A 23,747-nucleotide genomic window follows, 5' to 3' on the forward strand; every position below is an offset into this window, starting at 1 on the left:
GCGACCATACTGATTCGGTGACCATCCCTCGTCTCGGCGGCGCCGTCCCGCACGCGGTCCTCCGCCATATCGGGGACGCCCGGGTCACCCCGGTCTGGGAGAACGCCGACGGCGGCCTGACCTACCGGCTCGACGGGCCTCACGGCGGCCGCCACGTCAAGTGGGGCCCGCCCGACTACCGCGACCTCTTCGAGCGGGAGGCCCGACGTCTGGAGTGGGCGTCGGAATGGATCCGCGTCCCGCGGGTTCTCGAGCTCGACGTGTCAGAGCCCGCTGACGGCGTCGTGCTCGTCACGGAGACGATCGAGGCCCTGTCGGCGGTCGATCCGTCCTGGATCGCTCGCCCTGAGATCGCGGTGAGAGCCTGCGGAGCGGGACTACGTCGGCTGCACGATTCTCTCCCGGCTGGGGACTGCCCTTTCGACTGGAGCGTGGCGTCGCGCATCGACGAGGCCATCGGCCGGGGCGTCCGTGTTCCGGACGACGTGCTCGACCCCCCGCCGATCGACCGTCTCGTCGTGTGCCACGGCGACCCGTGCGTGCCGAACACCCTTCTCGACGCCGACGGCGCTCCGGTCGCTCACGTCGACCTCGGCATGCTTGGCCTTGCCGATCGGTGGGCCGACATCGCGGTCGGATCGATGAGTATCGAGTGGAACTACGGGCCCGGCGTCGAGCATCTGTTCTTCGAGGGTTACGGGATCACGCCGGACCACGCGCTGGTCGACTACTACCGACGACTCTGGAACTCCACATAGCGGCAACATATGGTCCCCGCCGGGACGAAGCCGGACGGGTACCACGAGCGGATCCTGTTGCGCTGAGCGGTCAGCCCGGGTGCGTCATCGACAGGAGATCGAGGGCGGCGTCGAGCTGCTCCTCGGTGACCTCGCCGCGCTCCACGTACCCGAGGTCGATGACGGCTTCACGGACGGTGATGCCCTTCGCGACGGAGTGCTTCGCGATCTTCGCCGCCTGCTCGTACCCGATGACCTTGTTGAGCGGCGTCACGATCGACGGCGACATGCCGGCGAGGGCGGCCGCACGTTCGACGTTGGCCCGGAGTCCGTCGATCGTCTTGTCGGCGAGCACACGCGTCGCGTTGGAGAGCAGGCGGATCGACTCGAGCAGAGCGGTCCCCATGAGGGGGATCTGCACGTTGAGCTCGAACATCCCCGACGCGCCGCCCCACGCGACGGCGGCGTCGTTGCCGATCACGCGCGAGCACACCTGGAGTACGGCTTCCGGGATGACCGGGTTGACCTTGCCGGGCATGATCGACGAACCCGGCTGCAAGTCCGGGATGTGGAGCTCGCCGAGACCCGTGTTCGGTCCCGATCCCATCCAGCGCAGGTCGTTGCAGATCTTGGTGAGGCTCACGGCGATCGTGCGCAGTGCTCCCGACGCCTCGACGAGGCCGTCCCGGTTGGCCTGAGCCTCGAAGTGGTCCGCCGCCTCGGTGATGGGGAGTTCCGTGTCCTCCTGCAGGAGCGCGATCACACGCTGGGGGAAGCCCGCGGGCGTGTTGATCCCCGTGCCGACGGCCGTTCCTCCGAGGGGGACCTCGGCGACACGGGGCAGGGCGGTGCGGATGCGCTCGATGCCGAGCCGGATCTGGCGGGCGTAGCCGCCGAACTCCTGCCCGAGCGTCACGGGCGTCGCGTCCATGAGGTGGGTCCGACCCGGCTTGACGGCGTCCTTCCACTCGCCGGCCTTCGCCTCGAGGGAGACGGCGAGGTGGTCGAGCGACGGGATGAGGTCGTCGATGAGAGCGCTCGTCACCGCGATGTGGACGGACGTCGGGAAGACGTCGTTCGAGGACTGCGAGCAGTTCACATGGTCATTCGGGTGCACGGGGGATCCGAGGTGGCGCGTCGCGAGCGTCGCGAGCACCTCGTTCATGTTCATATTCGAGGAGGTCCCGGACCCCGTCTGGTAGACGTCGATCGGGAACTCCGCGTCGTGGGCGCCCGAGATGACGTCGTCGGCGGCCGCGCCGATCGCCGCGGCGATCTCGTGGGACAGCACACCCAGTTCGGCGTTCGCGGCGGCCGCGGCCTTCTTGATGCGCGCGAGAGCGGCGATCTGTGCGGATTCGAGGACGGTGCCCGAGATCGGGAAGTTCTCGACGGCACGCTGCGTCTGCGCCGCGTAGAGCGCGTCGGCGGGAACCCTCACCTCTCCCATCGTGTCGTGCTCGATACGGAATCCTCCGGCTGCGGGCGAGGGGGACGAAACTGACACGGGATCTCCTTGTTGCGCGGGTGACGCTGCTCTGCGTCGAGTGGTGACCGGGGGAGTCGAGCCCTCCCGGATGGCTACGGCGTCGGCTCGGGTTCGCCGACGTTCCCCACGATCACGTCGGGGACGACGGTGCCCTCCAAGAGCTTGTAGTTGGCTCCGACGATCGCAAGCGTTCCCGCCGCGATCGCCTCACCAATCATGACAGAACGCTCGAGGAGCTCCGAGACGGTGTCGCGGAGGTGCTCCTTGCCCACGAGGGACGCGTCGACGGTCGAGGGGTCGACCACCGCGGTGCCGGCGACGCGTGTGACCGCGGGGACGATCTGCTGGATCAGACCGTCGATGTGCGGCGGGAGCGGCGTCGCGTCGTCCGCTCGTGAGTCGATGGCGGCCCGCACGGCGCCGCACTCGTCGTGTCCGAGCACGACGATGAGCGGGACGTTGAGGACACCCACGGCGTATTCGAGCGATCCGACGACCGAGTCGGAGATGACCTGGCCAGCGTTCCGCACGACGAAGAGGTCGCCGAGTCCCTTGTCGAAGATGATCTCGGCAGCCAGCCGCGAATCGGCGCACCCGAAGAGCGCGGCGTCGGGAAGCTGGTGGTGCGCGAGCTCGTGCCGCCGCTCGACGTCCTGGCGCGGATGGCGGGGTTCACCCGCGACGAAGCGGGCGTTGCCGCGCTGCATCTCGCGCCAGGCGGTTCCAGGTCTCTTGGTGGGCATCACTCGTCTCCGTTCGATGCGGTGTTCTCGTCAAGGGCGCCGTCGTCGGAGGCGTCGTCGTCGTTCGTCACGTTGTGTGCCGCTTGCGGTGCGATGGCCTCGGCCACCGTCTCGATCTCGTCGACCGTCCCCGTGCCGAAGACCGCGATCGTGCTCGTCCCGGCCTCGGTTGCGAGAGCGTAGTGCACGTTGCCGACATCGTCCGTGGATTCGCGGTTGTCGTACACCGTCCACTCGAGGCCGCCGATGGTGGTGACGGACGACGCGATCGACCGGTTGAGCTGTGCCGCGAGCCAGGTGGGGTCGGCGTCGAAGCCCTGGATGACGCCGACGAACTCCCTGCTCGGGGTGACGAAACCGATGTTCCACGACGTGACGCCGCCGGTGCCGGTGGAGCGGATCTCGGCGTAGTTGCTCGTCCAGGAGTCGGGGAGGTCCGGGCTCACGAGCGCCTCGGACCGGGACTGCTGGGCCTCTGTCGTGATGCTGCGCCAATCGACCGCTCGGTCCATGGGCTGATCCGAGCGGGGGACGACGAGCACGATGAGGATGACGACGCCGACGGTGGCGAGGAGCGAGAAGACGAGGTTGTTGACGGTCTGGCGGGCGCGGTGGTTGCGGGAGTTCTCGGCCTTGCGGGCGGCCGTCTCCTCGGGAGTCTCCGGGCGGCCCAGCTCAGCGACCACTCGACCCGGCCGCGCCGACCGCCTCGCTCCGGCCCTCGGGGCGCTCATTCGGTGTCCGACGACGACGCGGCGCGAGCGGCATCGAGGCGCTTCTTGGCTCCGATCAGCCACTCTTCGCAGCGACGTGCAAGGGCTTCGCCGTGCTCCCACAGGGCGAGCGACTGCTCGAGCGTCGGGGCGCCTTGCTCGAGTTCGGACACGACACGGACGAGTTCGTCGCGCGCCTCTTCGTAGCTCAGCGTCGCGACGTCGTTCGGCGGTGTCATGGTGTCCATTCTATCGAGTGCTGTCGCGGTCGGATCCGTCCTCAGGGCCGCTTGAGACGGCTCCGAAGGCCCCGTCGGCGGTGGTGACGACGAGTCGGGCACCGGCGGCCGCCTCGGTCGCTGCGCGCACGATCGAGCCGTCGGCCTTCTGCGCGATCGCGTAGCCGCGAGCGAGCGTGCGCTGGGGCGACAGGGCGCGCAACCGCGCCGTCGACTCGGCAACGAGACGTTCCTCGTGCTGGACCACACGCTCGGTCAGCTCCACGCCGCGGGCGACGAAGCGCGTCAGGTCTTCGGCGCGTTGATCGACGATCCAGTGCGCGTTGGCGAGTACCGGCCGCGAGCGCAGCGCCTCCATCCGGTGCATCTCGGTCGCGAGGATCGAGCTCAGCCTCACCGTGATGCGGCTGCGCAGTTGCGAGACGATGGCGAACTGTTCACTCACGTCCGGGACCACGCGCTTCGCAGCGTCCGTCGGCGTCGACGCACGCAAGTCGGCGACGTCGTCGAGCAGGGGGCGGTCGGCCTCATGTCCGATGGCCGAGACGATCGGGGTCACGGCGGCGGCGGCTGCGCGCACGACGCGCTCGTCACTGAATCCGAGGAGGTTCTGGAAGTCACCGCCGCCGCGGGCGACGATGATGACATCGACGTCGGGGTCTTCGTCGAGACGCTCGATGGCCCGGACGACCTCGGGGACCGTGCGATCGCCTTGAACCGCGGCGTGCACGATCCGGAACTCCACGTGCGGCCACCGCAACTGGGCGTTGCGGAGCACGTCCTTCTCCGCGTCGGAGTCCTTGCCCGTGATGAGGCCGATGCGATGAGGAAGGAACGGCAACGACTTCTTGCGGGCGGCGTCGAAGAGGCCCTCGGCTGCAAGGGATGCCCGGAGTTTCTCGAGCCGCTCGAGGAGATCGCCGAGGCCCACGTGCTTCATGGCGATGACCTGCATCGTGAGGCTTCCACCCTTGACCCAGTAATTCGCCTTCATGAGGACGACCACGTGGTCGCCCTGCTTGAGGTCGGCCGGGATCTTGGCGCGGACCGACGACCACACCGTGAAGCTCACGGTCGCGTCGGCCTCGAGGTCTTTGAGCTTGCCGTAGACGTTCCCGCCCGACACGCCCCACTGCGTGATCTGGCCCTCGACCCAGATGGTGCCGAGGCGATCGATGTAGTCGCGGATCTTCGCACCGAGGAGGGCGACGGGCCACGGCGACTCCGCGGTGGCCGGTCCGCGTTCCGGTTCCGGGAACCGCGGTGTCCGGGCATCGCTCATCGCGCACCGCCTCTCTCAGCCGGCGCGCGACCGCGCCCACGTAGAATCGAATGGTGACCGCGACGACTATCGGATTGCCGACACCCCGTGTGCCGGGCCCTCGGGGCCGGCTCAAGGATACCGCGATGACCGGCACGGGTCGGGTGCTGCTCGCCGCTCCTCGGGGATACTGCGCGGGTGTGGACAGAGCGGTGATCGCGGTCGAGAAGGCGCTCGAGCGCTACGGAGCCCCCGTCTACGTGCGGAAGCAGATCGTGCACAACGTGCACGTCGTGCAGGAGCTCGAGTCGAAGGGCGCGGTCTTCGTCGACGAGGTCGACACCGTCCCGACGGGTGCGCACGTCGTCTTCAGCGCCCACGGCGTCTCACCCGCCGTCGTCTCGGCCGCCGCCGACCGGGGGCTGCACGCGATCGACGCGACCTGCCCGCTCGTCACCAAGGTGCACCGGGAGGCGACGCGGTTCGCCCGCGACGACTACCAGATCCTCCTCATCGGTCACGAGGGACACGAGGAGGTCGAGGGCACTGCGGGCGAGGCGCCCGACCACGTCACCCTCGTGACGTCGCCGGAGCACGCCGACACGGTCGTCGTCTCCGATCCCGAGCGTGTCGTGTGGCTGTCGCAGACGACGTTGAGCGTCGACGAGACGATGGATACCGTGCGGCGGTTGCGTGAGCGTTTTCCAGCGCTCGCCGACCCGCCGTCCGACGACATCTGCTACGCGACCCAGAACCGCCAGGTCGCGGTCAAGAAGATCGCCCCCGCTTCCGACCTCGTCATCGTCGTCGGCTCGGCGAACTCCTCGAACTCGGTGCGGCTCGTCGAAGTCGCCCTCGAGTACGGAGCGAAGGCTGCCTACCGGGTCGACTTCGCGCACGAGGTGCAGCCGGAGTGGTTCCGCGGGGTCCGGACTGTGGGCGTCACAAGTGGGGCGTCGGTTCCCGAGGTGCTCGTGCGGGAACTGCTCACCGAACTCGCCGAGGCGGGGTACGTCGACGTCGAAGAGGTGACGACGGCGGAGGAGGATCTCGTGTTCTCGCTGCCCAAGGAATTGCGGACGGATCGACACGGCGCGCGCGACTCCCGCGCCATGGGCGGGCGGCGCAGCTCGTGAGCGAACAGCAGCCCCCAGCGCCCCGCGCCTCGGTTCCGCCCGCGACGGACGAGCCCCGTCGGCCGCGACCGCAATTCGGCGAACTCGCGACGCCCGAGGAACAGCGCGCCGCGATCGCTGTTCCCGACGCCGTCTCCTCACCCGAGCCGGTGCCCGTGGAGGCTGACCGGCCGTCGTCGCAGAGGCCGTCCTCGTCGCAGAGGCCGTCGTCGGCGCGCGAGCGGGAATCCGCCCAGAAGGACCGCACCGCGAACGCCGCCGGTGACACCGCTCGTGCTCCCATCGACCGGTTCATCAGTTGGGGGCTGCTCGGGTTGGGGCTCTTCAGCGTCCTCCAGTCGACCGCGGCGCTCATCGACCTCCCGGCGGCCATCGGCGACTTCTTCGCCGCAGAGGACCTCGACTCGTACGGCCCCGTGGGTGCCGGTCGCGTCCTGGGACTCGTCGCGCTCGTCGTGTACGCGGGCCTCTGGGTGCTCGCTCTCGTGCTCGTGCAGCGGCGGGTCGCCCGCGGTCGGTCGAGCTGGTGGATTCCGCTCATCGCCGGGGCGGTCGGGAACATCGTCGTCCTCGTGTGCGTCGGGGCGGCGATGATGATCGACCCGTCGATCGCTACGTACATTCAGGAGATGGCGGGCACGCCCCCGAGTCAATGAGTCACGGAGCGCTGGAGCGAAGCCGCGGAACACTGGAGAGAAGCCGCTGAGGGCTGGAGAGACGACGAATGCCCGGCCGAGGCCGGGCATTCGTCGTCTCTCCAGCGCCGATGCGCCCGAGGCTCAGCTCTGGGAGTGGCCGAACGAACCGAGCTGACGGGTCGCCTCGACGACGCGGGCCGCCATCGCCGACTCGGCGACCTTGCCCCAAGCGCGCGGGTCGTAGGTCTTCTTGTTGCCGACCTCCCCGTCGATCTTGAGTACGCCGTCCCAGTTCGAGAACATGTGGCCGGCGACGGCACGCGTGAAGGCGTACTGCGTGTCCGTGTCGATGTTCATCTTGACGACGCCGTTCGCGACGGCCGTCGAGATCTCCTCGTCCGTGGAACCGGAGCCGCCGTGGAAGACGAGGTCGAGCGGCTTGTCCGAGGTGCCGTACTTCGCGGCGAGACCGGCCTGGATCTCGCCGAGGAGTTCCGGCTTGAGCTTCACGTTGCCCGGCTTGTAGACGCCGTGCACGTTCCCGAACGTCAGGGCGGCCATGTAGCGGCCCTCGTCACCGAGACCCAGCGCCTCGACCGTCGCGATGGCGTCGTCGAGTGTCGTGTAGAGGTGCTCGTTGATGTCGTGGCTCACGCCGTCCTCTTCGCCGCCGACGACGCCGATCTCGACCTCGAGGATCGCGTTGATGGCCTTCATTCGAGGGAGGATCTGCTTCGCGATCTCGAGGTTCTCGTCGAGAGGCACGGCCGAGCCGTCCCACATGTGCGACTGGAAGATGGGGTTGCCGCCGTCCTTCACGCGCTCCTCGGAGGCGGCGAGCAGCGGCATGACGAAGCCGTCGAGGGCGTCCTTCGGGCAGTGGTCCGTGTGGAGGGCGACCGTGATGGGGTAGTTCTTCGCCACCTCGTGCGCGAACGCGGCGAACGCGAGGGCCCCCGCCGCCCGGTTCTTCACGGTGTGCCCGGCGAAGTAGTCGGCGCCGCCGGTGGTGACCTGGATGATGCCGTCGGACCCGGCCTCCGTGAGGCCCTGGAGCACCGCGTTGATCGTCTGGGAGCTCGACACGTTGAATGCCGGGTAGGCGAAGCCCGTGGACTTCGCTCGGTCGAGCATCTCGGCGTACTGCTCCGGGGTGGCGATGGGCATGACTGCTCCTTAGCGGTCGAACGGGTGCTGTGGGTCGAGTCTATCGAGGGGGCGGCACTAAACTCGATGGCGGGTACCCGCCGCCCGCTACGACTAATCGATGACGACTCGCGCCCCCGGGAGGACCCATGACCACCGTCCACAACGACACCCCGTCCTACGCCTCGAACCCGGACAGGAACCTGGCTCTCGAGATCGTCCGGGCGACCGAGGCCGCGGCGATCCGCGCTGTGCCGTACATCGGTCGAGGCGACAAGCTCGGCGCCGATGGAGCCGCCGTCGACGCGATGCGCACGTTCCTCGGGACGGTGAACTTCGACGGCGTCGTCGTGATCGGCGAGGGCGAGAAGGACGAGGCGCCCATGCTCTTCAACGGGGAACACGTCGGCAACGGCTCCGGGCCCCGGTGCGACATCGCCGTCGACCCGATCGACGGGACCTCGCTCACCGCGACGGGGCGGCCCAACGCCATCTCGATGATTGCGGTCTCAGATCGGGGAACGATGCTCGACGCGTCGAGCGTCTTCTACATGGAGAAGATCGTGACCGGCCCCGAAGGGCACGGGGTGGTGCACCTCGATCAGACGGTCGCAGAGAACATCCGCGAACTGGCGAGGGCCAAGGGCAAGCCCGTCGCGGACATCCGTGTCGCCGTCCTCGACCGGCCACGGCACGAGGGACTCATCGAGGAGATCCGGGCGGCCGGCGCCCACACGCGGCTCATGCTCGACGGCGACGTCGCCGGCGGCATCAACGCGGCCCGGCACGACCACCGTGTCGACATGTGCATCGGCACAGGCGGGAGTCCCGAGGGTGTGGCGACAGCGTGCGCCATCAAGGCGCTCGGCGGGTTGATTCAGGGTCGGCTCGTCCCTCAGACGGACGGGGAGCGCGAGCGCGGTCTCGCCGCTGGTCTCCGGTTCGACCACGTGTACTCGGCGGACGAACTCGTCGCGGGCGACAACACGCTGTTCGTCGCGACCGGCGTCACCGATGGTGAACTCGTCGCGGGCGTGTCGACGGACGGCCCGATCGTGAGCACTTCGAGCATCATCTTCCGGAGCCACTCGGGAACGGTGCGCCGCATCCAGGCGGACCACGTGCGCGAGCGCTGGAGCTGAGAGGGGCGGGGCTTCGGAGCGTCGCTGACGGGGGCCGAAATCGCGGCGCCGGCTCCGAGCCTAGCTCGCCCGGTCCGCGGCGTCGGGTGACTGCTCGAACTCGACGGCCGTGAGCTTGCGTGGGGCGGCGGTGATGGGCTTCTGCACCTCGATGAGGCGTGTCTCGTCGATGCCCGGGAACTGCCGGGCCGTGACGAGAACGCGGGATTCGAGCGAGTTCGCGAAGCTGTTGTAGCTGTCGACGGTGCGCTCGAGGGCGCGACGGAGCGAGTCGGCGTGACCGGCGAGCGTACCGAGCCGGTCGTAGAGTCCGGAGCCCAGCTCGAAGAGCTTCCGGGCCTCGTCGGTCACCGTCTGCTGCTGCCACGCCGACGCGATGGTCTTGAGGACTGACCAGAGGGTGACGGGCGAAGCGAGCGCGACCCTCTTGCCGAACGCGTAGTCGAGCAGGCTCGGATCGGCTTCGAGCGCCGACGACAGCAGTGATTCGCTCGGCACGAAGGCGATGACGAACTCGGGGCTCGACGTGAAGCCCTGCCAGTAGGCCTTCTTCGCGAGCGCATCGACGTGCCCGCGGACCGCCTTCACATGTCGATCGACGAGGGCCGCTCGCCGGGCGCGGTTCTCCCCGGTGGCGGTCGTGGCGATCGCGGAGGCCTCGAGGAAGTGCTCGAGCGGCACCTTCGCGTCGACGGCCACCGAGGTGCCGCCGGGAAGGCGCACCACCATGTCGGGACGGAAGGATCCGCCATCGGTCGTGATGGAGTGCTGCAGGTCGAAGTCGACGTACTGCGTGAGACCCGCGACTTCGACGACCCTCTTGAGCTGCGTCTCGCCCCAGACGCCGCGCGTGCTGTTGGAATGGAGTGCGCTCGCGAGTGATTCGGTGGTCGCTCGGAGGTGCTCGTCGGACTGGCGGGAAGCGGCGAGCTGCTCGGCGAGGGAGCCGAACTGCTCGCTGCGCTGCTGCTCGAGTTCGGAGACGGTGCGCTGCATCGTCTGGAGCGTCTCGCGGACGGGCGCGAGCGCCTCGAGCACGCGCCGCTCGTCGCGCTCGCGCTCGTCGCGCGCCGCGCGCTCGGCACGTTCCGCGTCGAGCTGCTCCCGAACGCCGTCGAGGGCCGCCGACATGGCGGCGAGCTCCGCCTCGAGGACCGAGCGGCGCGAGGTCTCCTCCGCCCGGACGGACGCGACGACCGCGTCGGCGCGTGCCGCGGCGACAGCGGCGTCGGCGGAGGGCGGCATCGATGCCGCGCGGCGGCGCGCGACCGCCGCGCCGATGCCGAAGCCCGAGGCCGCTCCGGCGACGAGCGCGAGGAGCGCGACGAGGAGGAGGATGGGGTCCATACGACGAGTGTGCGGCACACCTCCGACACCGCCGTGCCGGACCCGCGGGAGGACGGCGACTGCGCCGGAGCCCGACGACGGAGGAGGATGCACGATGGCCACCGATCCGCCACGCGAACAGCCGGATTCTCGAGGGAGCGCGGGCCTGTCCGATGCGGGCGGAGCGGCAGCGCCCTCCACGCACCGAGCCGCCGGGCGCTCGTTCTCCGCGGCGGCCGAGTTCTACGACTCGGTGCGCCCCGGCTATCCGGAGGGAGCCGTCGACTGGATGGTTCCGACGAGCGCTCGTCGCGTCCTCGACCTCGGGGCGGGGACCGGCAAGCTCACGAGCGCCCTCGTGGCGCGGGGCCTCGACGTACTGGCGGTCGACCCGTCGGCGGAGATGCTCGCCGTACTCGACCGCGTGGTGCCGGAGGCGCGGACGCTCGTCGGTGAAGCGGAGGCGATCCCCGTGGCGGACGCGTCCGTCGATGCCGTGACGGCGGCCCAGGCGTGGCATTGGGTGGACCCCGAACGTGCGGGAGCGGAGGCCGCCCGGGTTCTGGTTCCCGGCGGGCGGCTCGCGCTCGTGTGGAACATCCGGGACGAACGTGTGGACTGGCTCCGCCGACTGGGGGAGATCGCCGGGTCCGAGCGCTCCTACCGGATCTCGGGGAGCAACCCGTCGTCGGCCCGCTGTTCGAGCCGTTCGAGGGCGCCCGCTTCGAGTGGTCGCGGCTCATGACGCTCGAGGAGGTGCTGGACCTCGTCCGGTCCCGTAGCTGGTATCTGACGGCAGACGAATCGAGTCGCGAGCGCATGATCGCCGGTGTCTCCGAACTCGTCACCGACGCAGCCGTCGACGGACACGTCCAGATGGCCTACATCACGGAGGTCTTCCGCACTCGGCGTCGGTGATCGCCGGACGAAGTGCACGGCTCCGGCCGTCAACCGGCCGAGGCTCGCACTCCCGGATTCAGGACGACGCCGCCGTGCCGGCCTTCTTCCGCGCGCGGTAGGCGGCGGCCTTGGCGCGGTTCCCGCACTCGGCCATTCCGCACCACGACCGGCGCGACCCCCGGGATTCGTCGATGAAGAGCCGCGTGCAGCGTTCGTTCGCACACTCCTTCAGCACCCCCGGCTCGGTGTGGGAGAGGACGTCGGTCGCGGCGCGAGCGACGACGGCGAGAGCCGAAGCCGTGCCGCCGATCCGCTCGACGCCGTCGGGAGTGAGTCTCGTCGTCGGCCCGTCGTGTCCGTTCCAGCGGTTGAGCGTGTCGAGAGCGGACGGTGACCACGCCGATCCCTCGAGCCGCGAGTGGACGAGCGCGTAGATGGCCTCGCGAAGCGTCATCGCCTGCTTCAGATCGAACGCCGTGCTGGCGGGCGAGACCGTCAGGACGCCGGCTTCCGTGATCCACGCGTCCAGATCCGACGGATCCTCGAGCAGCTCCTCCTCCTCGGAGCGGCGCCACTTGAGCGTGCCGAGGAGGTCGAGGCCGAGGTTCCCGCTCACGAAGACGTGTTTCACGTCACCATCTTGACAGGTGACGCTGTCGGTCGACAAGCTTGCGTCACCGGTCCGACCGGTTACACACGCGTGCGGTGTCCGCGCATCGCGACCGGGAAGGCCCAGCCACCGCGACCACGAAAGTCACGACCCCACCAGTCACGACCCCACCAGTCACGACCCCACCAGTCACGACCCCACCAGTCACGACCCCACCAGTCACGACCAGTCACGACCCCACCAGTCACGACCCCACCAGTCACGGAAGGATCCACATGACCCACGGACCGAATGCGGGTGCGCCCGCAACTCTGCTCACCACGGACGACTACGTGTACTTTGCGGTGCGCGCCCTCGAGGGGATGGCCGGCATCGTTCGAGACCTCGGGGACGACCTCGCGAACACTCGACCGAACCTGCCCGGAGCGAACACGCCGTACGCGCTGCTCGTGCACTGCCTGGGGGTCGTCGAGTACTGGGCCGGTCATCTCGTCCGCGGGCGGCCGAGCGAGCGGGATCGTGAGGCGGAGTTCGACGCGTCGGGTGCCGTCGACGTCCTGCTCCAGCGGACCGAGGAGGCGATCGGCCGTCTGGCCGGGGATGTGGCCGCGGCGTCGCCGTCGTCGCCCCTGGCGTTCCAGCCGGCGGCCTCGGCCCAGGGACCGGATCGGCCCCTCACGCAGGGGGCGGCCCTTCAGCACGTGTACGAAGAGCTCGCCCAGCACCACGGCCAGATGGAGTTGATGCGCGACGTGATCCTCGCCGAGCGGGCGGGTCTTCTCGTGGGGCGATCGTGACCGGCGGGCGAGACGGAGCCGGGAGGGCACGGGACGTCGGATCCGGAGGAGTTGGAGTCGACACCGCCTTCCGATCCGTCGACGCGGACCGGTTGCGGTCCGGCTGGGGCGTGAAGTGGGGCGCCGTCGAGCCCGACGTGATCCCCGCCTGGGTGGCCGACATGGACTTCGGCGTGCCTCCGATGGTGCGCACACGCGTTGCGGAGGTGCTCGATCGCGGCGACCTCGGGTACCCGTTCTGGCCGGACGGGGACCCGCTCGTCCAGGCGTTCGAGGAACGGATGGCGGCACGATTCGCGTGGTCGCCCATGCCGGGACGGACGCGCGTGTTCACGGATCTCATCCAGATCCTGCAGGTCGTGATCGAGGCCGCGACGAGTCCCGGCGACGGCGTCGCCCTGCACGTGCCGAACTATCCGCCGTTCCTCGCGAGCATCGAGCGCTCGGGTCGGCGGATCGTCCCGCTGCCGATGCGGCGTTCCGCCGACGGCTGGGACATCGAGACCGCGGGGCTCGGCGAGCAGCTCCGGGAGGCCGGCGTGCGCCTCATGCTCATCGTGAATCCGCACAACCCGACGGGACGGGTGTTGACGCGCGCCGAGCTCAGCGGACTGGCCGACGGCGCCCGGGACGCCGACGTCGTCGTGCTCTCGGACGAGATCCACGCCGATCTCGTCTTCGATGGCGCGAGCCACATCCCCTTCGCCTCCCTCAGCGCGGACGCGGCGGCACGCACGATCAGCGCGACGTCGGCGACGAAGTCGTTCAACATCGCCGGCATGCGGTGCGCCGTCGCTCATGTCGGGTCGGACGCCGTCCGGTCCCGGCTGGAGGCCGCCCCGCTCGACTACTTCGGACAGCCGAGCATCCTCGGCCGGGTGGCCACAGTGGCGGCCTGGACCGAGAGTGAGAACTGGCTCGAGGGCGTCCGCGCGGTGCTCGCTGAGAATCGTGCGGCCATCGCCGACTGGGTGGATCGCTTGCCGTTCGATGTCACATATCGGTCTCCCGAGGCCTCGTACCTGTCGTGGTTCGACTTCGGTGGGACGGCGATCGCGCACGACCCGGCCGGCGAGATCGAGCGCCGCGGACGTGTGAGGCTGAGCGTCGGCGCGGACTTCTCCCAGCACACCGCTGTCGACACCCGTTTGTTCGCTCGTTCGAACAGTGCGACGAGTCCCGACGTCGTGCGCGCGATCCTCGATCGCATCGGAACGGCGCTCGCCGAGGCGCACCGTGAACGGGCCGGCTGCCGACTGTGACGACCGGAGGCTCCGCCCGGGGCGGATTGTGCCCGACGGCGTGAGTTGACACATCGCCAGGCGGCGAACGGATCAGAACGGTGGATCAGCGGAGTCGGTGACGACCCGGCCGTACGGACTCGTCCATCGGAGAACGGACGGGTGACCGGGAGGCCGCTCCACCTGCCAGGTGCTCGCGTGCTTGAGGCGGTGATGGGAGCGGCACAAGCACGCGAGGTTGTCGTGCGCCGTCTCGCCGCCGTGTTCCCACGCGCGGGTGTGGTCGATATCGCATGCTCCGGCGGAACGCTCGCACCCGGGGAAGCGGCAGCTCTCGTCTCGCAACCGGACGAATCGGCGGAGGTCGGCGGGAACGGTGTAGGAGGTGCGGCCGACGGAGAGTACGGTGCCCGTCTCCGGATGGGTCAGGATCCGGGTCAACGACGGGGCGCTCGCCGCGATCTCCTCGGCGACGCCGAGCGGGATGGGACCGTAGCCCTCGAGGTTGGCGGGTTCGTCCGACCGGCCGAGGAGCGCCAGGACGGGAACCGTGACGTTGACGGTCGGACGGAATCGCGCATACCGGCCTCCTCGCCCGGGCAGGCGCTCCGCCTCGTCGCGCCGAGCACGCAACGCCGGACCGGCGATCGGCCGCGCGGGCGATCCTGCGGCGGAATCACCGTGCACGTCACCGAAGAGCAGGAGTTCGGTGGCCACGTCGGCGCGGATCTGCCCGACACCTCGGGGATCGTGCGGGGCACCGGCAAGGGATCGGGCCGCCGCGTCGACGCGTTCGTATGCTGCACGCGCATCGACGCAGGGAAGGTGGAGATGCAGCCACGCCATCCCGTCGCGGTCAGGCTCGAAGACGAACCGCCGCTCGCCGCGGCGCAGCGCGGCACGGATCTCGATGGACTGCGGATGCAACCGTTCGCGTACGGCTCGTGCCCGCCGGCGGGCCGCGGCGGGCGTGCCGCCCAGCGCGCTCGGGAGGACGAGGTTCTCGAACCGGGCGCGCAGGGGAAGGGGAACCTCGCTCACGCCATCGGCGAGCGCTCGGGCGTGGGCGGGGGAGAGCAGTCCGTCGTCGAGTGCGGCGAGGACGGCGGGGAGGGCGGCGAGCCGAGAGGCCTCGTCGAGCTGGATGCGTATGCTCGCTTCGCTCATCCGCCGGGCGACCGCGATCTCGGCGACCACGATGCGGGCGCCGAGCTGCTCGCGGACGTCCGCCTCACGATCTCCGGTGTCGGAGCTGCGACGATCGGCTCGCGGGTCGTGGACCGCGTGCTCCGCGCCCGCCTCGACACCGCGGCGGTGGAGCTCGGCGAGCAGCCGCGTGGACTGCGCGTGGAGTGCCGCGATCTCGCGGTCGACGCCCAGCACGGACTCGACGAGTTCGTCGACGGACAAGCGGGTGAGCACGGCGGTGTCGTCGGACCGAGGCGGCTCGGCGCCGACTGATGGTCCAGCGAGCGCCGGCGCGACGGAGTCCGCGGCGACCGCCGTGCTGTGTTCGCTCGCCCCCGCGAGCATCCCCCGATGCATATCCGTACTCAACCACCCACCACCGACATTGCCGTGGCGGCGGACGCGGTCCGCGAGCGATAGCCTGGCCGACGTGCGCTCGGGAAAGTTCTTCGTCTTCCTCGTCCTCGCGAACCTGTTCTGGGCGGGCAATTTCCTCTTCGGCAGCGTCGTCGTCGATCAGCTCTCCCCGTTCCTCCTGACCGCACTGCGCTGGGCTGCGGCCGCCCCGCTCCTCATCGTGCTCGCGATCGTCGTCGAGCGGCCGCGTTGGCGCGATGCGCTCCGCGAATGGCCGATGCATCTCCTCCTCGCCGCACTGGGCCTCGTCGCGTTCTGCGTCTTCAGCTACGAAGCCCTCCGACACACCACACCGACGGACGCCGCCGTCGTGGGCGCGGTCAACCCGGCGATCATCGCGATCGTCGCCGGTGTCATCGCCCGCGAGCGCGTCGGGATCCGGCGCTCGCTCGGAATCACCGTCTCCCTCCTCGGCGTGCTCGTCGTCATCAGCGGCGGTGACGCGCTCTCGCTGCTCCGCTTCGACGTGAACGCCGGTCACGCGTGGATGCTCGGTGCCGTCGTCGTCTGGACCGGCTACACGATCCTCGGCCGGCGGCTCGTTACCGGACCGGTCACCGCGTCCGCCGTGCAGGCGACGCTCACGACGGTCGTGCTCGCGCCGTTCGTGATCCCGCAGCTCGGCGACGTCTCGCTGCACGGGCCCGCGATCGGCGGGATCCTCTACATCGCCGTCTTCCCGTCGGTTCTCTCGCTCGTGCTCTGGAACGTCTCGGTGAAGCGGGTCGGCGCGAGCACGGCGGGCGTGTACCTCAATCTGCTGCCCCTCTTCACGGCGCTCCTCGGGCTCGCGGTGGGAGTCCCGCTCTCGCTCGCGACGGTACTCGGGGGTCTGCTCGTGATCGTCGGTGTGACCGTCACCTCGACCCGTCGGCGGACCGCGCGAGGAACGGATGGCGGCCCGGCGACGCCGGGGCAACTACGATAGACGCTCGTGGCTCTCACTATCGGAATCGTCGGTCTCCCCAACGTCGGCAAGTCGACGCTCTTCAACGCGCTGACGAAGAACGATGTCCTCGCGGCGAACTACCCGTTCGCGACGATCGAGCCGAACATCGGCGTCGTCAACCTGCCCGACCCGCGGCTCGAGGTGCTCGCCGGCATCTTCGGCAGCGAGCGGATCCTCCCCGCGACGGTGAGTTTCGTCGACATCGCCGGCATCGTGCGCGGCGCGAGCGAGGGCGAGGGGCTCGGCAACCAGTTCCTCGCGAACATCCGAGAGGCTGACGCCATCGCGCAGGTCGTGCGCGGATTCGTCGACTCGGACGTCGTCCACGTCGACGGCGCCGTCGATCCGAAGTCCGACCTCGAGACCATCGGCGCGGAACTCATGCTCGCCGACCTGCAGACGCTCGAGAAGGCCGTCACCCGGTACGAGAAGGAGGTCAAGGGCCGCAAGCTCGACCCCTCCGTGCTCGAGACGGCGAAGGCCGCGATCGAGGCGCTCCAGCAGGGCACGCTCCTTTCCGCCACTTCCCTCGACCTCGCTCCGCTGCGCGAACTGGGTCTCCTCACCGCGAAGCCGTTCATCTTCGTCTTCAACGTCGACGAGTCGGTGCTGACCGACGACGCGAAGAAGGCCGAGCTCGCCGCCCTCGTCGCCCCGGCTGAGGCGGTGTTCCTCGACGCCAAGATCGAGTCGGAACTCATCGACCTCGACCCCGAGGACGCGGCCGAGCTGCTCGCTTCGACGGGCCAGGAGGAGTCGGGACTCGACCAGCTCGCGCGCGTCGGCTTCCAGACCCTCGGTCTTCAGACGTACCTCACCGCCGGCCCCAAGGAGTCGCGAGCGTGGACGATCCCGCAAGGAGCCAAGGCGCCCCAGGCCGCGGGAGTCATCCACACCGACTTCGAGAAGGGCTTCATCAAGGCGGAGATCATCTCCTTCGATGACCTCGTCGAGACCGGCTCCGTCGCCGAGGCCCGTGCCAAGGGCAAGGCGCGCATGGAGGGCAAGGACTACACGATGCAGGACGGCGACGTCGTCGAGTTCCGCTTCAACAACTAGTTCGGCGCTTCACCCTCATGCCAGGATGGTGAGATGAAACGTGGTGACACGGAAGGCGTCAGCATTGCGCCAAGGGCGATCCCGGCGATCGCGTTGCTGATCACGACCTGGTTGCTCATGTGGCTCGCTCAGGGCATTCCGACCCTGTGCGCGCTCGCGAATCCGTGTCCCGCTCCTGATGTGCGTGTCGCTCCAGCGCTGCTGTTCGGCGGGCTGATGCTCGTGCCTACGGCGGCCTTACTCCTCACCGCTCGTGCCGGTCGCTCCTGGGGGTGGGTGCGTACGATCTCGTACACGTTGCTGGTGGGGTTGGCCATTGTCGGCCTGGGTGCGGTGCTGTTCTCCGGAGGGTTCACCATTCCGCTCGCGCTCTGAGGCCGACCGCCGGAGGGCACTCATCCCTACCCCTGACGTAACGCGGTCGAGTTCCGCTTCAACGTGGAGCAGGGTATTGCCCATCCAACTGCTTCCAGGCAATGTCAAGGCTATGGAGACAATTACCCGGTAGGCACTATCCGGGTCATGCTGGAGATATGACAAACAACACCTCCGGCCACAACGGCCGCGTCTCCCGTCTCTCCACCGAGACGAAGGCCGCGTTCAAGACGACGGAGTTCATCGCCTACGTCCTCATCCTGATTTCGATGTTCATCGCGTCCGCCATGGTCGACGAGAACGAGGACGGGCAGGGCTTCGGTGCGGACCACGTGTGGCTCTACGCCACTCTCCTCACTATCGGATACATGATCAGCCGCGGCCTCGCGAAGTCCGGCAGCCGCGAGTACTACGACCGCGACGGGGACGACACCCGTCGATAGGCAACGGATCTCTCGAAGTGCGCGACGCCCAACTGGGCGTCGCGCACTTCTTGCATGGCCTTCGTGACGGCACCTGACTCGCGCGCTGCACGGGATCCGCGCACTGGTCACGAGCGGACGGGATCCGGGTCGTCCTTCCAGGAGAAGAAGCTTTCTCCCCGACGAAGCATCGCGGGGACTGTTCAGACTCCGCCGACCAGCCCCCGCGTCATCAAGAATGCCAGACGGACCGAGTAGGACCTCGTGGCGGGGCACGCAGAGCGGTCCTTGTGAAACGTCCGCCGGGCGGCGCGATATGCGCTCGGCTTGTGCGCGTCGAAGTGGTCGAGATTCACAAACAACCCGGCCACATCGATTGTGGATCTTGCATGGGCCGCGACGCGCTCGTTGTCCATGGTCTTCCCTCCGTGGCGTTCTCTCCACGATAGGAAGGCGAGATCGGTCATCGAACAGGCTTGACCTCGTCGAAGCCACCGTCTAGCCGTCAGGGGTCGGGCGTGCGGTCGAACATGACCGAAGAGCGTTACATCGACACGTCGAACCGCGTTAGTTGGTGCCCGTGGCCGGCGGTGTGACGGGTCGATCGTGGTGCGACGGAGGAGATGGGAGCGCGTGGACGTGCGCCTTCCGTAGCGTCAGGTGGCGCAGTGGACTCATGTTCCGCACCTCGGACTCGTGCCCACGGCCGAAACGATCGCCGCCGCTACGGCTACGACGACATGATCAAGCTGTTCTGAATCCGCAGAACCCAGGCCTGCGGGAGGAAACCGATCGTGTCGATGCCGCCGAGAACGCGCTCGACACCGTGGCGGCGATGCCGGTCGCGACTCCCCTCGGAGGGAGCAGTCTATGAACGCTGTCGAGGCCGTCGGAAAAATGCCACTACGACTTCTCCCGGCCCGCTTGCGCTGTATGGAACTCGCCGCGTAACTCGCCGCCGCAGAGTCGGCCGCTCCCTGACCGGGCCGGGCCGGTACGGCTCGATGAACACCGACGAGGCCCCCTCCGTATCGGGAAAGGGCCTCGGCGTCTCACGGGTCGCGTGACTACTCGGCGTGCTGGTCCTCTTCGGGTTCGAAGGTCGACGCCGTTCCGGTGTGCCCCGCGGCGATGCCGTCGGGATCGTTCGGGATCGTGCCCTCGGAGCCGAGTCCATCGGGCTTCGGCGTACCCTCACTGTCGTTGACGGGGTCCTTCGCGGTCGATTCGTCGGCGGAGCCGTGTGGATCGTGCAGTTCGGCCATGGCGCTCTCTCCTTCGTGATTGCGGATGGCCAGGCTACGTCGCGTCGCATCGCGCCGACAGGGGGCCCGGTCGCCTTGACATCTCACGACCCGGGACGATCTCCGTCGCACGGGAGCGCCGTTGCCCTGCTCCGCACACGATGACACGCTGATGGTCCGATCGGAGGGAGTGACATGGACGCGGACGTCGTCGTCATCGGTGCGGGCCTCGCGCGTCTGCAGTGCGCTCGCCGCGTCGAGCGCAGCGGGTTGCGTGTGATCGTGGTCGACGCGTCCGACGCCGTCGGCGGGCGGATCCGAACCGATACCATTGACGCTTCCGCGTGGACCGCGGGTTCCAGGTCCTGAATCCCGCGTACCCGGCGCTCCGCCACGGGATCGATGTCGCGGCCCTCGCACTAAAAATCCGCGCCCAGGTCGCTTCCTCCTGATCGACGCGTCGCGTCCCGGTGGGGGACCGGCCGGTCCACCGGACGTCGACCCGGGGCTGGGTGATCCTCGCGCACCACGTCGTTCCGCACACCCTCCCCGCGCAGCCACCACCTCTCCGGCGGCGCGACGAGCGACCTGGACGGGTGAACGCATCCTCGTCGCTGGCGACCATCGGGAGAGCGGCTCGATCCAGGGCGCGTTGATGGCGGGAGTCCGTGCGGGCTACACGGCGGCGGGATTCCTCCGGCCGGCGAGTGAACGGGCATGAGCGACGGCCCGATCGTCCGACTCGTGCTCCCCCTATTGCATTCGCCGCCGCTCCGCCACGCGTTGCCCCGTGGCGGGCGCGCGGCGGACAATCGCATCATGAAGGCGAAACTGATCAACTCGCGCGGCGTGACCGTTGCCGTCGTTGAGGACACGGGGCCGGAGATCGTCTACGAGGGAGTGGTCTACCGCGCCCGCGACGACCGCCATGAGAGCGGGGGAGCGACGCCGGGAGACGCGTCGGATCCGTCGTTCTACGAGGTCTCCGACGGCGAGTGAGACCGTCGCTCTCGGAGCGGAGCGACGAGCGGAGCGACGAGCGGAGCGACGAGCGGGACGGCAAACGGCTCCGCATCGTTCGGGTCGATGCGGAGCCGTCGTCGAGACTCCAGGCGCGTCGTCGAGCGTGGGTCGTCGCGCGGTCGAAAACTGCTAGGTATCACCGCGACTCCTGACGAAATGATACGCGGACTCCGTTTCCTTGTCCACCATTTACCCGACAAAATCTAACGTGTGCACGAGCGCTCATGCAGGGGACGATCGACGGCCACAGCCTCGACGCGGGACGGCGGCCGGCCAACGGGGTACCGAGTCAGTCCTCGCGATCGCCCGGGGCTTCGGGTTCGGCCTCGGTCTCCTCGACGCGATCCCGGAGGTGGTCCGCCATCGCGCCGGCGCCGTCGTCCTCGTGCTCGTCCACGGCCTCCTCGATCGCCTCCCGGAGGGACGCGTCATCGGAGGACGTGGGCTCGGCGGGGTGCGTGTTGCTCGACGAGTTCTCTGTGGGGCTCATGCTGCGACCGTACCCCTCACCGACGACGCACGACAGGGCTGGCGCCCGTGGCTAGGCTGACGCGTCGAGCGCGGGGTCCACTCCGCCGCCGCTGTGGAGAGGACGCACCTCGACGCCTCCACCGGACGCGAGCACGGGATTCCGCCCCGCGATGGCGAGAGCGGTGTCCACGTCGGCTGCCTCGATGACGTAGAAGCCGGCGACGACGGGCGCCCCGTCGACGAACGCACCCTCGGTCGTCGACCCCGCACGCAGCGAGGTCGCCATCGACCGCGGCGTGAAGGCGTACGCGGCGACGAGGTCGCCCGAGTCGACGAGCTCGTCGGCGTAGGCGTCGGCTGAGGCCGTGTCCGCTGCGGTCGCGTCGGGGGAGTGGGCGGAATCGTCGGCGTAGATCAGGATGGCGTACTGGGGCATGGGAGTCCTTCCGATGGACTCACAGTGGCACGAGCGAGCGTCCGGCGGTAGGGGGCGGTGCCGTCGCGGTCGTCGGCCTCGGTTTGTGCGCTGGCCAGGGTTGTGCCGCCGAGCGTCAGCCGAAGTACTCCTCGCAGGCCCGGTGGTCGCCGTCGTGGTCCAAGCGGTGGATGTCGCCGTAGGTCGGGTACCAGCGGTCGTACTCGTACTGGGCGGCCCCCTGATTGTTGTAGGCCGTGCAGTCGACGTCCGGGCCGGGCTTGCCGAGGGGCATCCAGGGCGTGAGGCCGCTCGGGCGCCCGTTCGGTGCGTACCGGATCCCGAAGGTCTCGGTGCCGTCGCCGTTCCAGTCACCCGTGATGATCGTGTGCTCGGCCTTGCCCCACGTGATGGCGCGCGCGCCTCGACCCGACCAGTTGTCCTATTGAGCGCGCGGCATCGCGGCAGCGAGCGTCCGGATCGCCCCAGTTCGGGTTCGACGCGAGCGCGCGAGGCGGACGAGGAGCGCGTTCGTCCCCACGGGGCATCGTCGTATCCGTGGTGCACGGGCGGAAAGCGAGTCGTGGCACCCCATTAGGTGACTGGTGTTAACAGGTGTGACAGGAGAAGGTTGATACATGACTCGTTCCGAGCCACTCCAGACCCCCCATCTCTCCCGGCGAAACATCGTCGCGGGCGCCGGGGCCGTCACGGCATCCCTCCTCATCGCCGAGGCACTGGGCGCGGCGTCGTCGCCCGACGCGGATGCGGCCACGATCCGCTGGTACCACCCGTTCTCGACGCGTATCCCGATCCGCAGTGACTTCGGCCCACGGTCGTCGCCGTGCGCGGGATGCAGCTCGTTCCATAAGGGCGTCGACTATTCGCCTGGGCGGCTCACACGGATCGGTGCCGCCGCAGCCGGCACCGTCATCTGGCGGCGCGACGCGTTGTCGTACGGCCAGTTCGAGGCGAACAGCTTCGGAAACTGCGTCACGGTGGACCACGGCGGCGGTCTGCAGACGGTCTACGCGCATCTCGAGAAGGGGACCGTCGCGCCGCTCGGGCCGATCGCCGCCGGAGGGCAGGTCGGCCTCGTCGGGCACAACGGTTCGTCGACGGGACCGCACCTCCACATCGAGATCCGGCAGAACAACGTCAGCATCGACCCCGAACCCAAGATCAATCTCGCCCCGCTCGCGCCCATCGCGCTCGCGGCGCCTCAGGAAAGCGACCTCGAAAGGCTCGACATGCTCATCATCGGAACGGAAGTGGCGTTCAAGAACGTGCGAGCAGGCTACGTCGCGCTCGTGGGATTCAAGAGCCTGCACCATCTCAACCGCACGGAGCGCGACGCGCTCATCAAGCACGGCAAGATGTCGGTGAAGATCATGAGTCCGGTCGAGTTCGAGGCGATTCTCACCGCGCTCCAGATCCCGATCACCGCGGCCGTTCCCGGAGCGAACTACGACGGTCAGCGCGTCAGCTGATTCGCGGCTCTGGTCTCCGCCGGTCCCGGTGAGGAAGCGTTGAGGGCCTCATGACGGTTCACGTTCCTCTCGAGAGGGTGCTGGCACGTTTCCCGGTCTCGACGACGGGCGCATCGTGACGGTTCGGATCCGCCTCGAGACGGTGCTGCCCCTGACGCGCGCCGAGGCCTTCGACCTCTCGCGCGACATCGGTCTCCACCTCGAGTCGATGAGCGCGTCGGGTGAGACCGTCGTCGCCGGTCGGTCGAGCGGCCTCATCGGCGAGGGTGAGCACGTCGCGTGGCGCGGGCGTCACTTCGGAGTGCGGTTCATCCTCATGTCGCGCATCACCGAGTTCGATCGTCCCCATCGGTTCGTCGACGAATCGATCGCCGGTCCCTTCCGCCGATTGCGGCACGAGCACCGGTTCGCCGAGCACGACGGCGGCACGCTCGTGGTCGACGACATCGAGTTCGAGGCCCCGTTCGGCGTCATCGGCCGACTTGTCGAGCGGTCGATCCTCGAGCGCCACCTGCGGGAGCTGATCACCTCGCGCAACGCCCACCTCCTCGAGGTCGCATCCCGACACTGTCGCGT

30 protein-coding genes are annotated in these 23,747 nt (G+C 69.0%); 15 read left to right on the forward strand and 15 right to left on the reverse strand.

Annotated elements, in window-relative coordinates:
* Positions 1–17 precede the first annotated feature (17 nt).
* Entirely contained in the window at positions 18–758 is a 741-nt protein-coding gene (locus ELQ92_RS07955; protein WP_128498441.1) for an aminoglycoside 3'-phosphotransferase, read from the forward strand.
* A gap of 70 nt (positions 759–828) precedes the next feature.
* Here the strand turns inward: ELQ92_RS07955 and ELQ92_RS07960 are convergent, their stop codons facing one another.
* The 5 genes from ELQ92_RS07960 to xseA all read right to left on the reverse strand — a co-directional run bounded on the left by ELQ92_RS07960 (position 829) and on the right by xseA (position 5,203).
* Positions 829–2,244 carry a class II fumarate hydratase gene (locus ELQ92_RS07960; protein ID WP_279432162.1) on the reverse strand — a complete coding sequence of 472 codons (1,416 nt, stop codon included), beginning with the start codon at positions 2,242–2,244 and terminating at the stop codon, positions 829–831.
* Positions 2,245–2,318: 74 nt separating this feature from the next.
* Positions 2,319–2,969, reverse strand: coding sequence for a carbonic anhydrase (locus ELQ92_RS07965; RefSeq protein ID WP_128498442.1), 651 nt, complete (start codon positions 2,967–2,969; stop codon positions 2,319–2,321).
* Complete coding sequence (locus ELQ92_RS07970) at positions 2,969–3,703, reverse strand: DUF4245 domain-containing protein (protein ID WP_128498443.1); 735 nt, start codon at positions 3,701–3,703, stop codon at positions 2,969–2,971. The genes ELQ92_RS07965 and ELQ92_RS07970 overlap by 1 nt, the downstream gene beginning before the upstream one ends.
* Positions 3,700–3,930 carry an exodeoxyribonuclease VII small subunit gene (locus tag ELQ92_RS07975; RefSeq protein WP_128498444.1) on the reverse strand — a complete coding sequence of 77 codons (231 nt, stop codon included), beginning with the start codon at positions 3,928–3,930 and terminating at the stop codon, positions 3,700–3,702. Before ELQ92_RS07975 ends, ELQ92_RS07970 begins: the two co-directional genes overlap by 4 nt.
* Position 3,931: 1 nt before the next feature.
* Entirely contained in the window at positions 3,932–5,203 is a 1,272-nt protein-coding gene (xseA, locus tag ELQ92_RS07980) for an exodeoxyribonuclease VII large subunit (protein ID WP_128498445.1), read from the reverse strand.
* A 125-nt stretch (positions 5,204–5,328) separates the two neighbouring features.
* On the opposite strand from xseA, the gene ELQ92_RS07985 reads away from it, so the two are divergent.
* Positions 5,329–6,318 carry a 4-hydroxy-3-methylbut-2-enyl diphosphate reductase gene (locus ELQ92_RS07985; protein WP_128498446.1) on the forward strand — a complete coding sequence of 330 codons (990 nt, stop codon included), beginning with the start codon at positions 5,329–5,331 and terminating at the stop codon, positions 6,316–6,318.
* Positions 6,315–6,974, forward strand: a complete 660-nt coding sequence (locus ELQ92_RS07990) for a DUF6264 family protein (RefSeq protein ID WP_128498447.1) — start codon at positions 6,315–6,317, stop codon at positions 6,972–6,974. Before ELQ92_RS07985 ends, ELQ92_RS07990 begins: the two co-directional genes overlap by 4 nt.
* Positions 6,975–7,097: 123 nt before the next feature.
* Here ELQ92_RS07990 and fbaA read toward each other — a convergent pair whose 3' ends face one another.
* Positions 7,098–8,123 carry a class II fructose-bisphosphate aldolase gene (gene fbaA, locus ELQ92_RS07995; protein WP_128498448.1) on the reverse strand — a complete coding sequence of 342 codons (1,026 nt, stop codon included), beginning with the start codon at positions 8,121–8,123 and terminating at the stop codon, positions 7,098–7,100.
* A gap of 128 nt (positions 8,124–8,251) precedes the next feature.
* Between fbaA and glpX the strand changes: the two genes are divergently transcribed.
* Positions 8,252–9,244 carry a class II fructose-bisphosphatase gene (gene glpX, locus ELQ92_RS08000; protein WP_128498449.1) on the forward strand — a complete coding sequence of 331 codons (993 nt, stop codon included), beginning with the start codon at positions 8,252–8,254 and terminating at the stop codon, positions 9,242–9,244.
* A 60-nt stretch (positions 9,245–9,304) separates the two neighbouring features.
* Here the strand turns inward: glpX and ELQ92_RS08005 are convergent, their stop codons facing one another.
* Entirely contained in the window at positions 9,305–10,591 is a 1,287-nt protein-coding gene (locus ELQ92_RS08005; protein ID WP_128498450.1) for a DNA recombination protein RmuC, read from the reverse strand.
* A 94-nt stretch (positions 10,592–10,685) separates the two neighbouring features.
* On the opposite strand from ELQ92_RS08005, the gene ELQ92_RS08010 reads away from it, so the two are divergent.
* Both ELQ92_RS08010 and ELQ92_RS16265 read left to right on the forward strand, forming a co-directional pair.
* The gene (locus tag ELQ92_RS08010) at positions 10,686–11,315 is read left to right on the forward strand and encodes a class I SAM-dependent methyltransferase (protein ID WP_128498451.1); all 630 of its coding nucleotides are present in this window, start codon (positions 10,686–10,688) and stop codon (positions 11,313–11,315) included.
* Positions 11,312–11,488 carry a hypothetical protein gene (locus ELQ92_RS16265; protein WP_166426739.1) on the forward strand — a complete coding sequence of 59 codons (177 nt, stop codon included), beginning with the start codon at positions 11,312–11,314 and terminating at the stop codon, positions 11,486–11,488. The genes ELQ92_RS08010 and ELQ92_RS16265 overlap by 4 nt, the downstream gene beginning before the upstream one ends.
* A 58-nt stretch (positions 11,489–11,546) precedes the next feature.
* Here the strand turns inward: ELQ92_RS16265 and ELQ92_RS08015 are convergent, their stop codons facing one another.
* The gene (locus tag ELQ92_RS08015) at positions 11,547–12,101 is read right to left on the reverse strand and encodes a CGNR zinc finger domain-containing protein (RefSeq protein WP_208004274.1); all 555 of its coding nucleotides are present in this window, start codon (positions 12,099–12,101) and stop codon (positions 11,547–11,549) included.
* 254 nt (positions 12,102–12,355) lie between these two features.
* Here ELQ92_RS08015 and ELQ92_RS08020 point away from each other — a divergent pair, with 254 nt between their 5' ends.
* Both ELQ92_RS08020 and ELQ92_RS08025 read left to right on the forward strand, forming a co-directional pair.
* The gene (locus ELQ92_RS08020; protein ID WP_208004276.1) at positions 12,356–12,877 is read left to right on the forward strand and encodes a DinB family protein; all 522 of its coding nucleotides are present in this window, start codon (positions 12,356–12,358) and stop codon (positions 12,875–12,877) included.
* The gene (locus ELQ92_RS08025; protein ID WP_208004278.1) at positions 12,874–14,139 is read left to right on the forward strand and encodes a MalY/PatB family protein; all 1,266 of its coding nucleotides are present in this window, start codon (positions 12,874–12,876) and stop codon (positions 14,137–14,139) included. The genes ELQ92_RS08020 and ELQ92_RS08025 overlap by 4 nt, the downstream gene beginning before the upstream one ends.
* A gap of 72 nt (positions 14,140–14,211) precedes the next feature.
* On the opposite strand, the gene ELQ92_RS08030 is transcribed toward ELQ92_RS08025, so the two are convergent.
* Positions 14,212–15,663, reverse strand: a complete 1,452-nt coding sequence (locus tag ELQ92_RS08030; protein ID WP_128498453.1) for an HNH endonuclease signature motif containing protein — start codon at positions 15,661–15,663, stop codon at positions 14,212–14,214.
* Between the two features lie 73 nt (positions 15,664–15,736).
* Between ELQ92_RS08030 and ELQ92_RS08035 the strand changes: the two genes are divergently transcribed.
* From ELQ92_RS08035 to ELQ92_RS08050, 4 genes are all read left to right on the forward strand, one after another.
* On the forward strand, positions 15,737–16,651 hold the full coding sequence (locus tag ELQ92_RS08035; protein ID WP_166426740.1) for a DMT family transporter: 915 nt from the start codon (positions 15,737–15,739) through the stop codon (positions 16,649–16,651).
* Between the two features lie 6 nt (positions 16,652–16,657).
* Positions 16,658–17,731 (forward strand): redox-regulated ATPase YchF, encoded by a 1,074-nt coding sequence (gene ychF, locus ELQ92_RS08040; RefSeq protein WP_128498455.1) that lies wholly within the window; start codon positions 16,658–16,660, stop codon positions 17,729–17,731.
* 33 nt (positions 17,732–17,764) lie between these two features.
* Positions 17,765–18,106: a hypothetical protein gene (locus tag ELQ92_RS08045; protein ID WP_128498456.1), complete on the forward strand. Its 342-nt coding sequence runs from the start codon at positions 17,765–17,767 to the stop codon at positions 18,104–18,106.
* Between the two features lie 158 nt (positions 18,107–18,264).
* Positions 18,265–18,549: a hypothetical protein gene (locus ELQ92_RS08050; protein ID WP_128498457.1), complete on the forward strand. Its 285-nt coding sequence runs from the start codon at positions 18,265–18,267 to the stop codon at positions 18,547–18,549.
* Between the two features lie 182 nt (positions 18,550–18,731).
* Here ELQ92_RS08050 and ELQ92_RS08055 read toward each other — a convergent pair whose 3' ends face one another.
* Both ELQ92_RS08055 and ELQ92_RS08065 read right to left on the reverse strand, forming a co-directional pair.
* Positions 18,732–18,995, reverse strand: coding sequence for a hypothetical protein (locus ELQ92_RS08055; protein WP_128498458.1), 264 nt, complete (start codon positions 18,993–18,995; stop codon positions 18,732–18,734).
* A 600-nt stretch (positions 18,996–19,595) separates the two neighbouring features.
* On the reverse strand, positions 19,596–19,793 hold the full coding sequence (locus ELQ92_RS08065; RefSeq protein WP_128498459.1) for a hypothetical protein: 198 nt from the start codon (positions 19,791–19,793) through the stop codon (positions 19,596–19,598).
* A gap of 174 nt (positions 19,794–19,967) precedes the next feature.
* Between ELQ92_RS08065 and ELQ92_RS08070 the strand changes: the two genes are divergently transcribed.
* Together ELQ92_RS08070 and ELQ92_RS08075 are read left to right on the forward strand one after the other, a co-directional pair.
* A complete protein-coding gene (locus ELQ92_RS08070; RefSeq protein ID WP_341811116.1) occupies positions 19,968–20,141 on the forward strand; it encodes an FAD-binding protein in 174 nt (57 codons plus the stop codon).
* 450 nt (positions 20,142–20,591) lie between these two features.
* On the forward strand, positions 20,592–20,771 hold the full coding sequence (locus ELQ92_RS08075; protein WP_128498460.1) for a hypothetical protein: 180 nt from the start codon (positions 20,592–20,594) through the stop codon (positions 20,769–20,771).
* Positions 20,772–21,084: 313 nt separating this feature from the next.
* Here ELQ92_RS08075 and ELQ92_RS08080 read toward each other — a convergent pair whose 3' ends face one another.
* The 3 genes from ELQ92_RS08080 to ELQ92_RS08090 all read right to left on the reverse strand — a co-directional run bounded on the left by ELQ92_RS08080 (position 21,085) and on the right by ELQ92_RS08090 (position 21,976).
* Entirely contained in the window at positions 21,085–21,285 is a 201-nt protein-coding gene (locus tag ELQ92_RS08080; protein ID WP_128498461.1) for a hypothetical protein, read from the reverse strand.
* 51 nt (positions 21,286–21,336) lie between these two features.
* Entirely contained in the window at positions 21,337–21,702 is a 366-nt protein-coding gene (locus ELQ92_RS08085) for a YciI family protein (protein ID WP_128498462.1), read from the reverse strand.
* A 115-nt stretch (positions 21,703–21,817) separates the two neighbouring features.
* Positions 21,818–21,976, reverse strand: a complete 159-nt coding sequence (locus ELQ92_RS08090) for an excalibur calcium-binding domain-containing protein (protein WP_128498463.1) — start codon at positions 21,974–21,976, stop codon at positions 21,818–21,820.
* A gap of 343 nt (positions 21,977–22,319) precedes the next feature.
* Between ELQ92_RS08090 and ELQ92_RS08095 the strand changes: the two genes are divergently transcribed.
* Positions 22,320–23,171, forward strand: a complete 852-nt coding sequence (locus ELQ92_RS08095) for a M23 family metallopeptidase (RefSeq protein WP_128498464.1) — start codon at positions 22,320–22,322, stop codon at positions 23,169–23,171.
* A gap of 58 nt (positions 23,172–23,229) precedes the next feature.
* Here ELQ92_RS08095 and ELQ92_RS16270 read toward each other — a convergent pair whose 3' ends face one another.
* Complete coding sequence (locus ELQ92_RS16270; protein WP_166426741.1) at positions 23,230–23,682, reverse strand: hypothetical protein; 453 nt, start codon at positions 23,680–23,682, stop codon at positions 23,230–23,232.
* Positions 23,683–23,747: the final 65 nt, after the last annotated feature.

Origin of the sequence: Labedella populi (genome assembly GCF_004078655.1) — a bacterium.
In the GTDB taxonomy this organism is placed as follows: domain Bacteria; phylum Actinomycetota; class Actinomycetes; order Actinomycetales; family Microbacteriaceae; genus Labedella; species Labedella populi.

Bases quoted from the DNA above. Each gene is read 5' to 3' on its own strand.
- ELQ92_RS07985 (WP_128498446.1), top strand. From the start codon at position 5,329: ATGACCGGCACGGGTCGGGTGCTGCTCGCCGCTCCTCGGGGATACTGC.
- ELQ92_RS08020 (WP_208004276.1), top strand. From the start codon at position 12,356: ATGACCCACGGACCGAATGCGGGTGCGCCCGCAACTCTGCTCACCACG.
- ELQ92_RS08085 (WP_128498462.1), bottom strand. From the start codon at position 21,702: ATGCCCCAGTACGCCATCCTGATCTACGCCGACGATTCCGCCCACTCC.
- ELQ92_RS08065 (WP_128498459.1), bottom strand. From the start codon at position 19,793: ATGGCCGAACTGCACGATCCACACGGCTCCGCCGACGAATCGACCGCG.
- ELQ92_RS08095 (WP_128498464.1), top strand. From the start codon at position 22,320: ATGACTCGTTCCGAGCCACTCCAGACCCCCCATCTCTCCCGGCGAAAC.
- fbaA (WP_128498448.1), bottom strand. From the start codon at position 8,123: ATGCCCATCGCCACCCCGGAGCAGTACGCCGAGATGCTCGACCGAGCG.
- ELQ92_RS08080 (WP_128498461.1), bottom strand. From the start codon at position 21,285: ATGAGCCCCACAGAGAACTCGTCGAGCAACACGCACCCCGCCGAGCCC.
- ELQ92_RS08070 (WP_341811116.1), top strand. From the start codon at position 19,968: ATGGACGCGGACGTCGTCGTCATCGGTGCGGGCCTCGCGCGTCTGCAG.
- ELQ92_RS07975 (WP_128498444.1), bottom strand. From the start codon at position 3,930: ATGGACACCATGACACCGCCGAACGACGTCGCGACGCTGAGCTACGAA.
- ELQ92_RS08045 (WP_128498456.1), top strand. From the start codon at position 17,765: ATGAAACGTGGTGACACGGAAGGCGTCAGCATTGCGCCAAGGGCGATC.
- ELQ92_RS07970 (WP_128498443.1), bottom strand. From the start codon at position 3,703: ATGAGCGCCCCGAGGGCCGGAGCGAGGCGGTCGGCGCGGCCGGGTCGA.
- glpX (WP_128498449.1), top strand. From the start codon at position 8,252: ATGACCACCGTCCACAACGACACCCCGTCCTACGCCTCGAACCCGGAC.
- ELQ92_RS08030 (WP_128498453.1), bottom strand. From the start codon at position 15,663: ATGCATCGGGGGATGCTCGCGGGGGCGAGCGAACACAGCACGGCGGTC.
- ELQ92_RS08090 (WP_128498463.1), bottom strand. From the start codon at position 21,976: ATGCCCCTCGGCAAGCCCGGCCCGGACGTCGACTGCACGGCCTACAAC.
- ELQ92_RS08055 (WP_128498458.1), bottom strand. From the start codon at position 18,995: ATGACCGATCTCGCCTTCCTATCGTGGAGAGAACGCCACGGAGGGAAG.
- ELQ92_RS08005 (WP_128498450.1), bottom strand. From the start codon at position 10,591: ATGGACCCCATCCTCCTCCTCGTCGCGCTCCTCGCGCTCGTCGCCGGA.
- ELQ92_RS07965 (WP_128498442.1), bottom strand. From the start codon at position 2,969: ATGCCCACCAAGAGACCTGGAACCGCCTGGCGCGAGATGCAGCGCGGC.
- ELQ92_RS08075 (WP_128498460.1), top strand. From the start codon at position 20,592: ATGAAGGCGAAACTGATCAACTCGCGCGGCGTGACCGTTGCCGTCGTT.
- ELQ92_RS08010 (WP_128498451.1), top strand. From the start codon at position 10,686: ATGGCCACCGATCCGCCACGCGAACAGCCGGATTCTCGAGGGAGCGCG.
- ELQ92_RS16265 (WP_166426739.1), top strand. From the start codon at position 11,312: ATGACGCTCGAGGAGGTGCTGGACCTCGTCCGGTCCCGTAGCTGGTAT.
- xseA (WP_128498445.1), bottom strand. From the start codon at position 5,203: ATGAGCGATGCCCGGACACCGCGGTTCCCGGAACCGGAACGCGGACCG.
- ELQ92_RS08050 (WP_128498457.1), top strand. From the start codon at position 18,265: ATGACAAACAACACCTCCGGCCACAACGGCCGCGTCTCCCGTCTCTCC.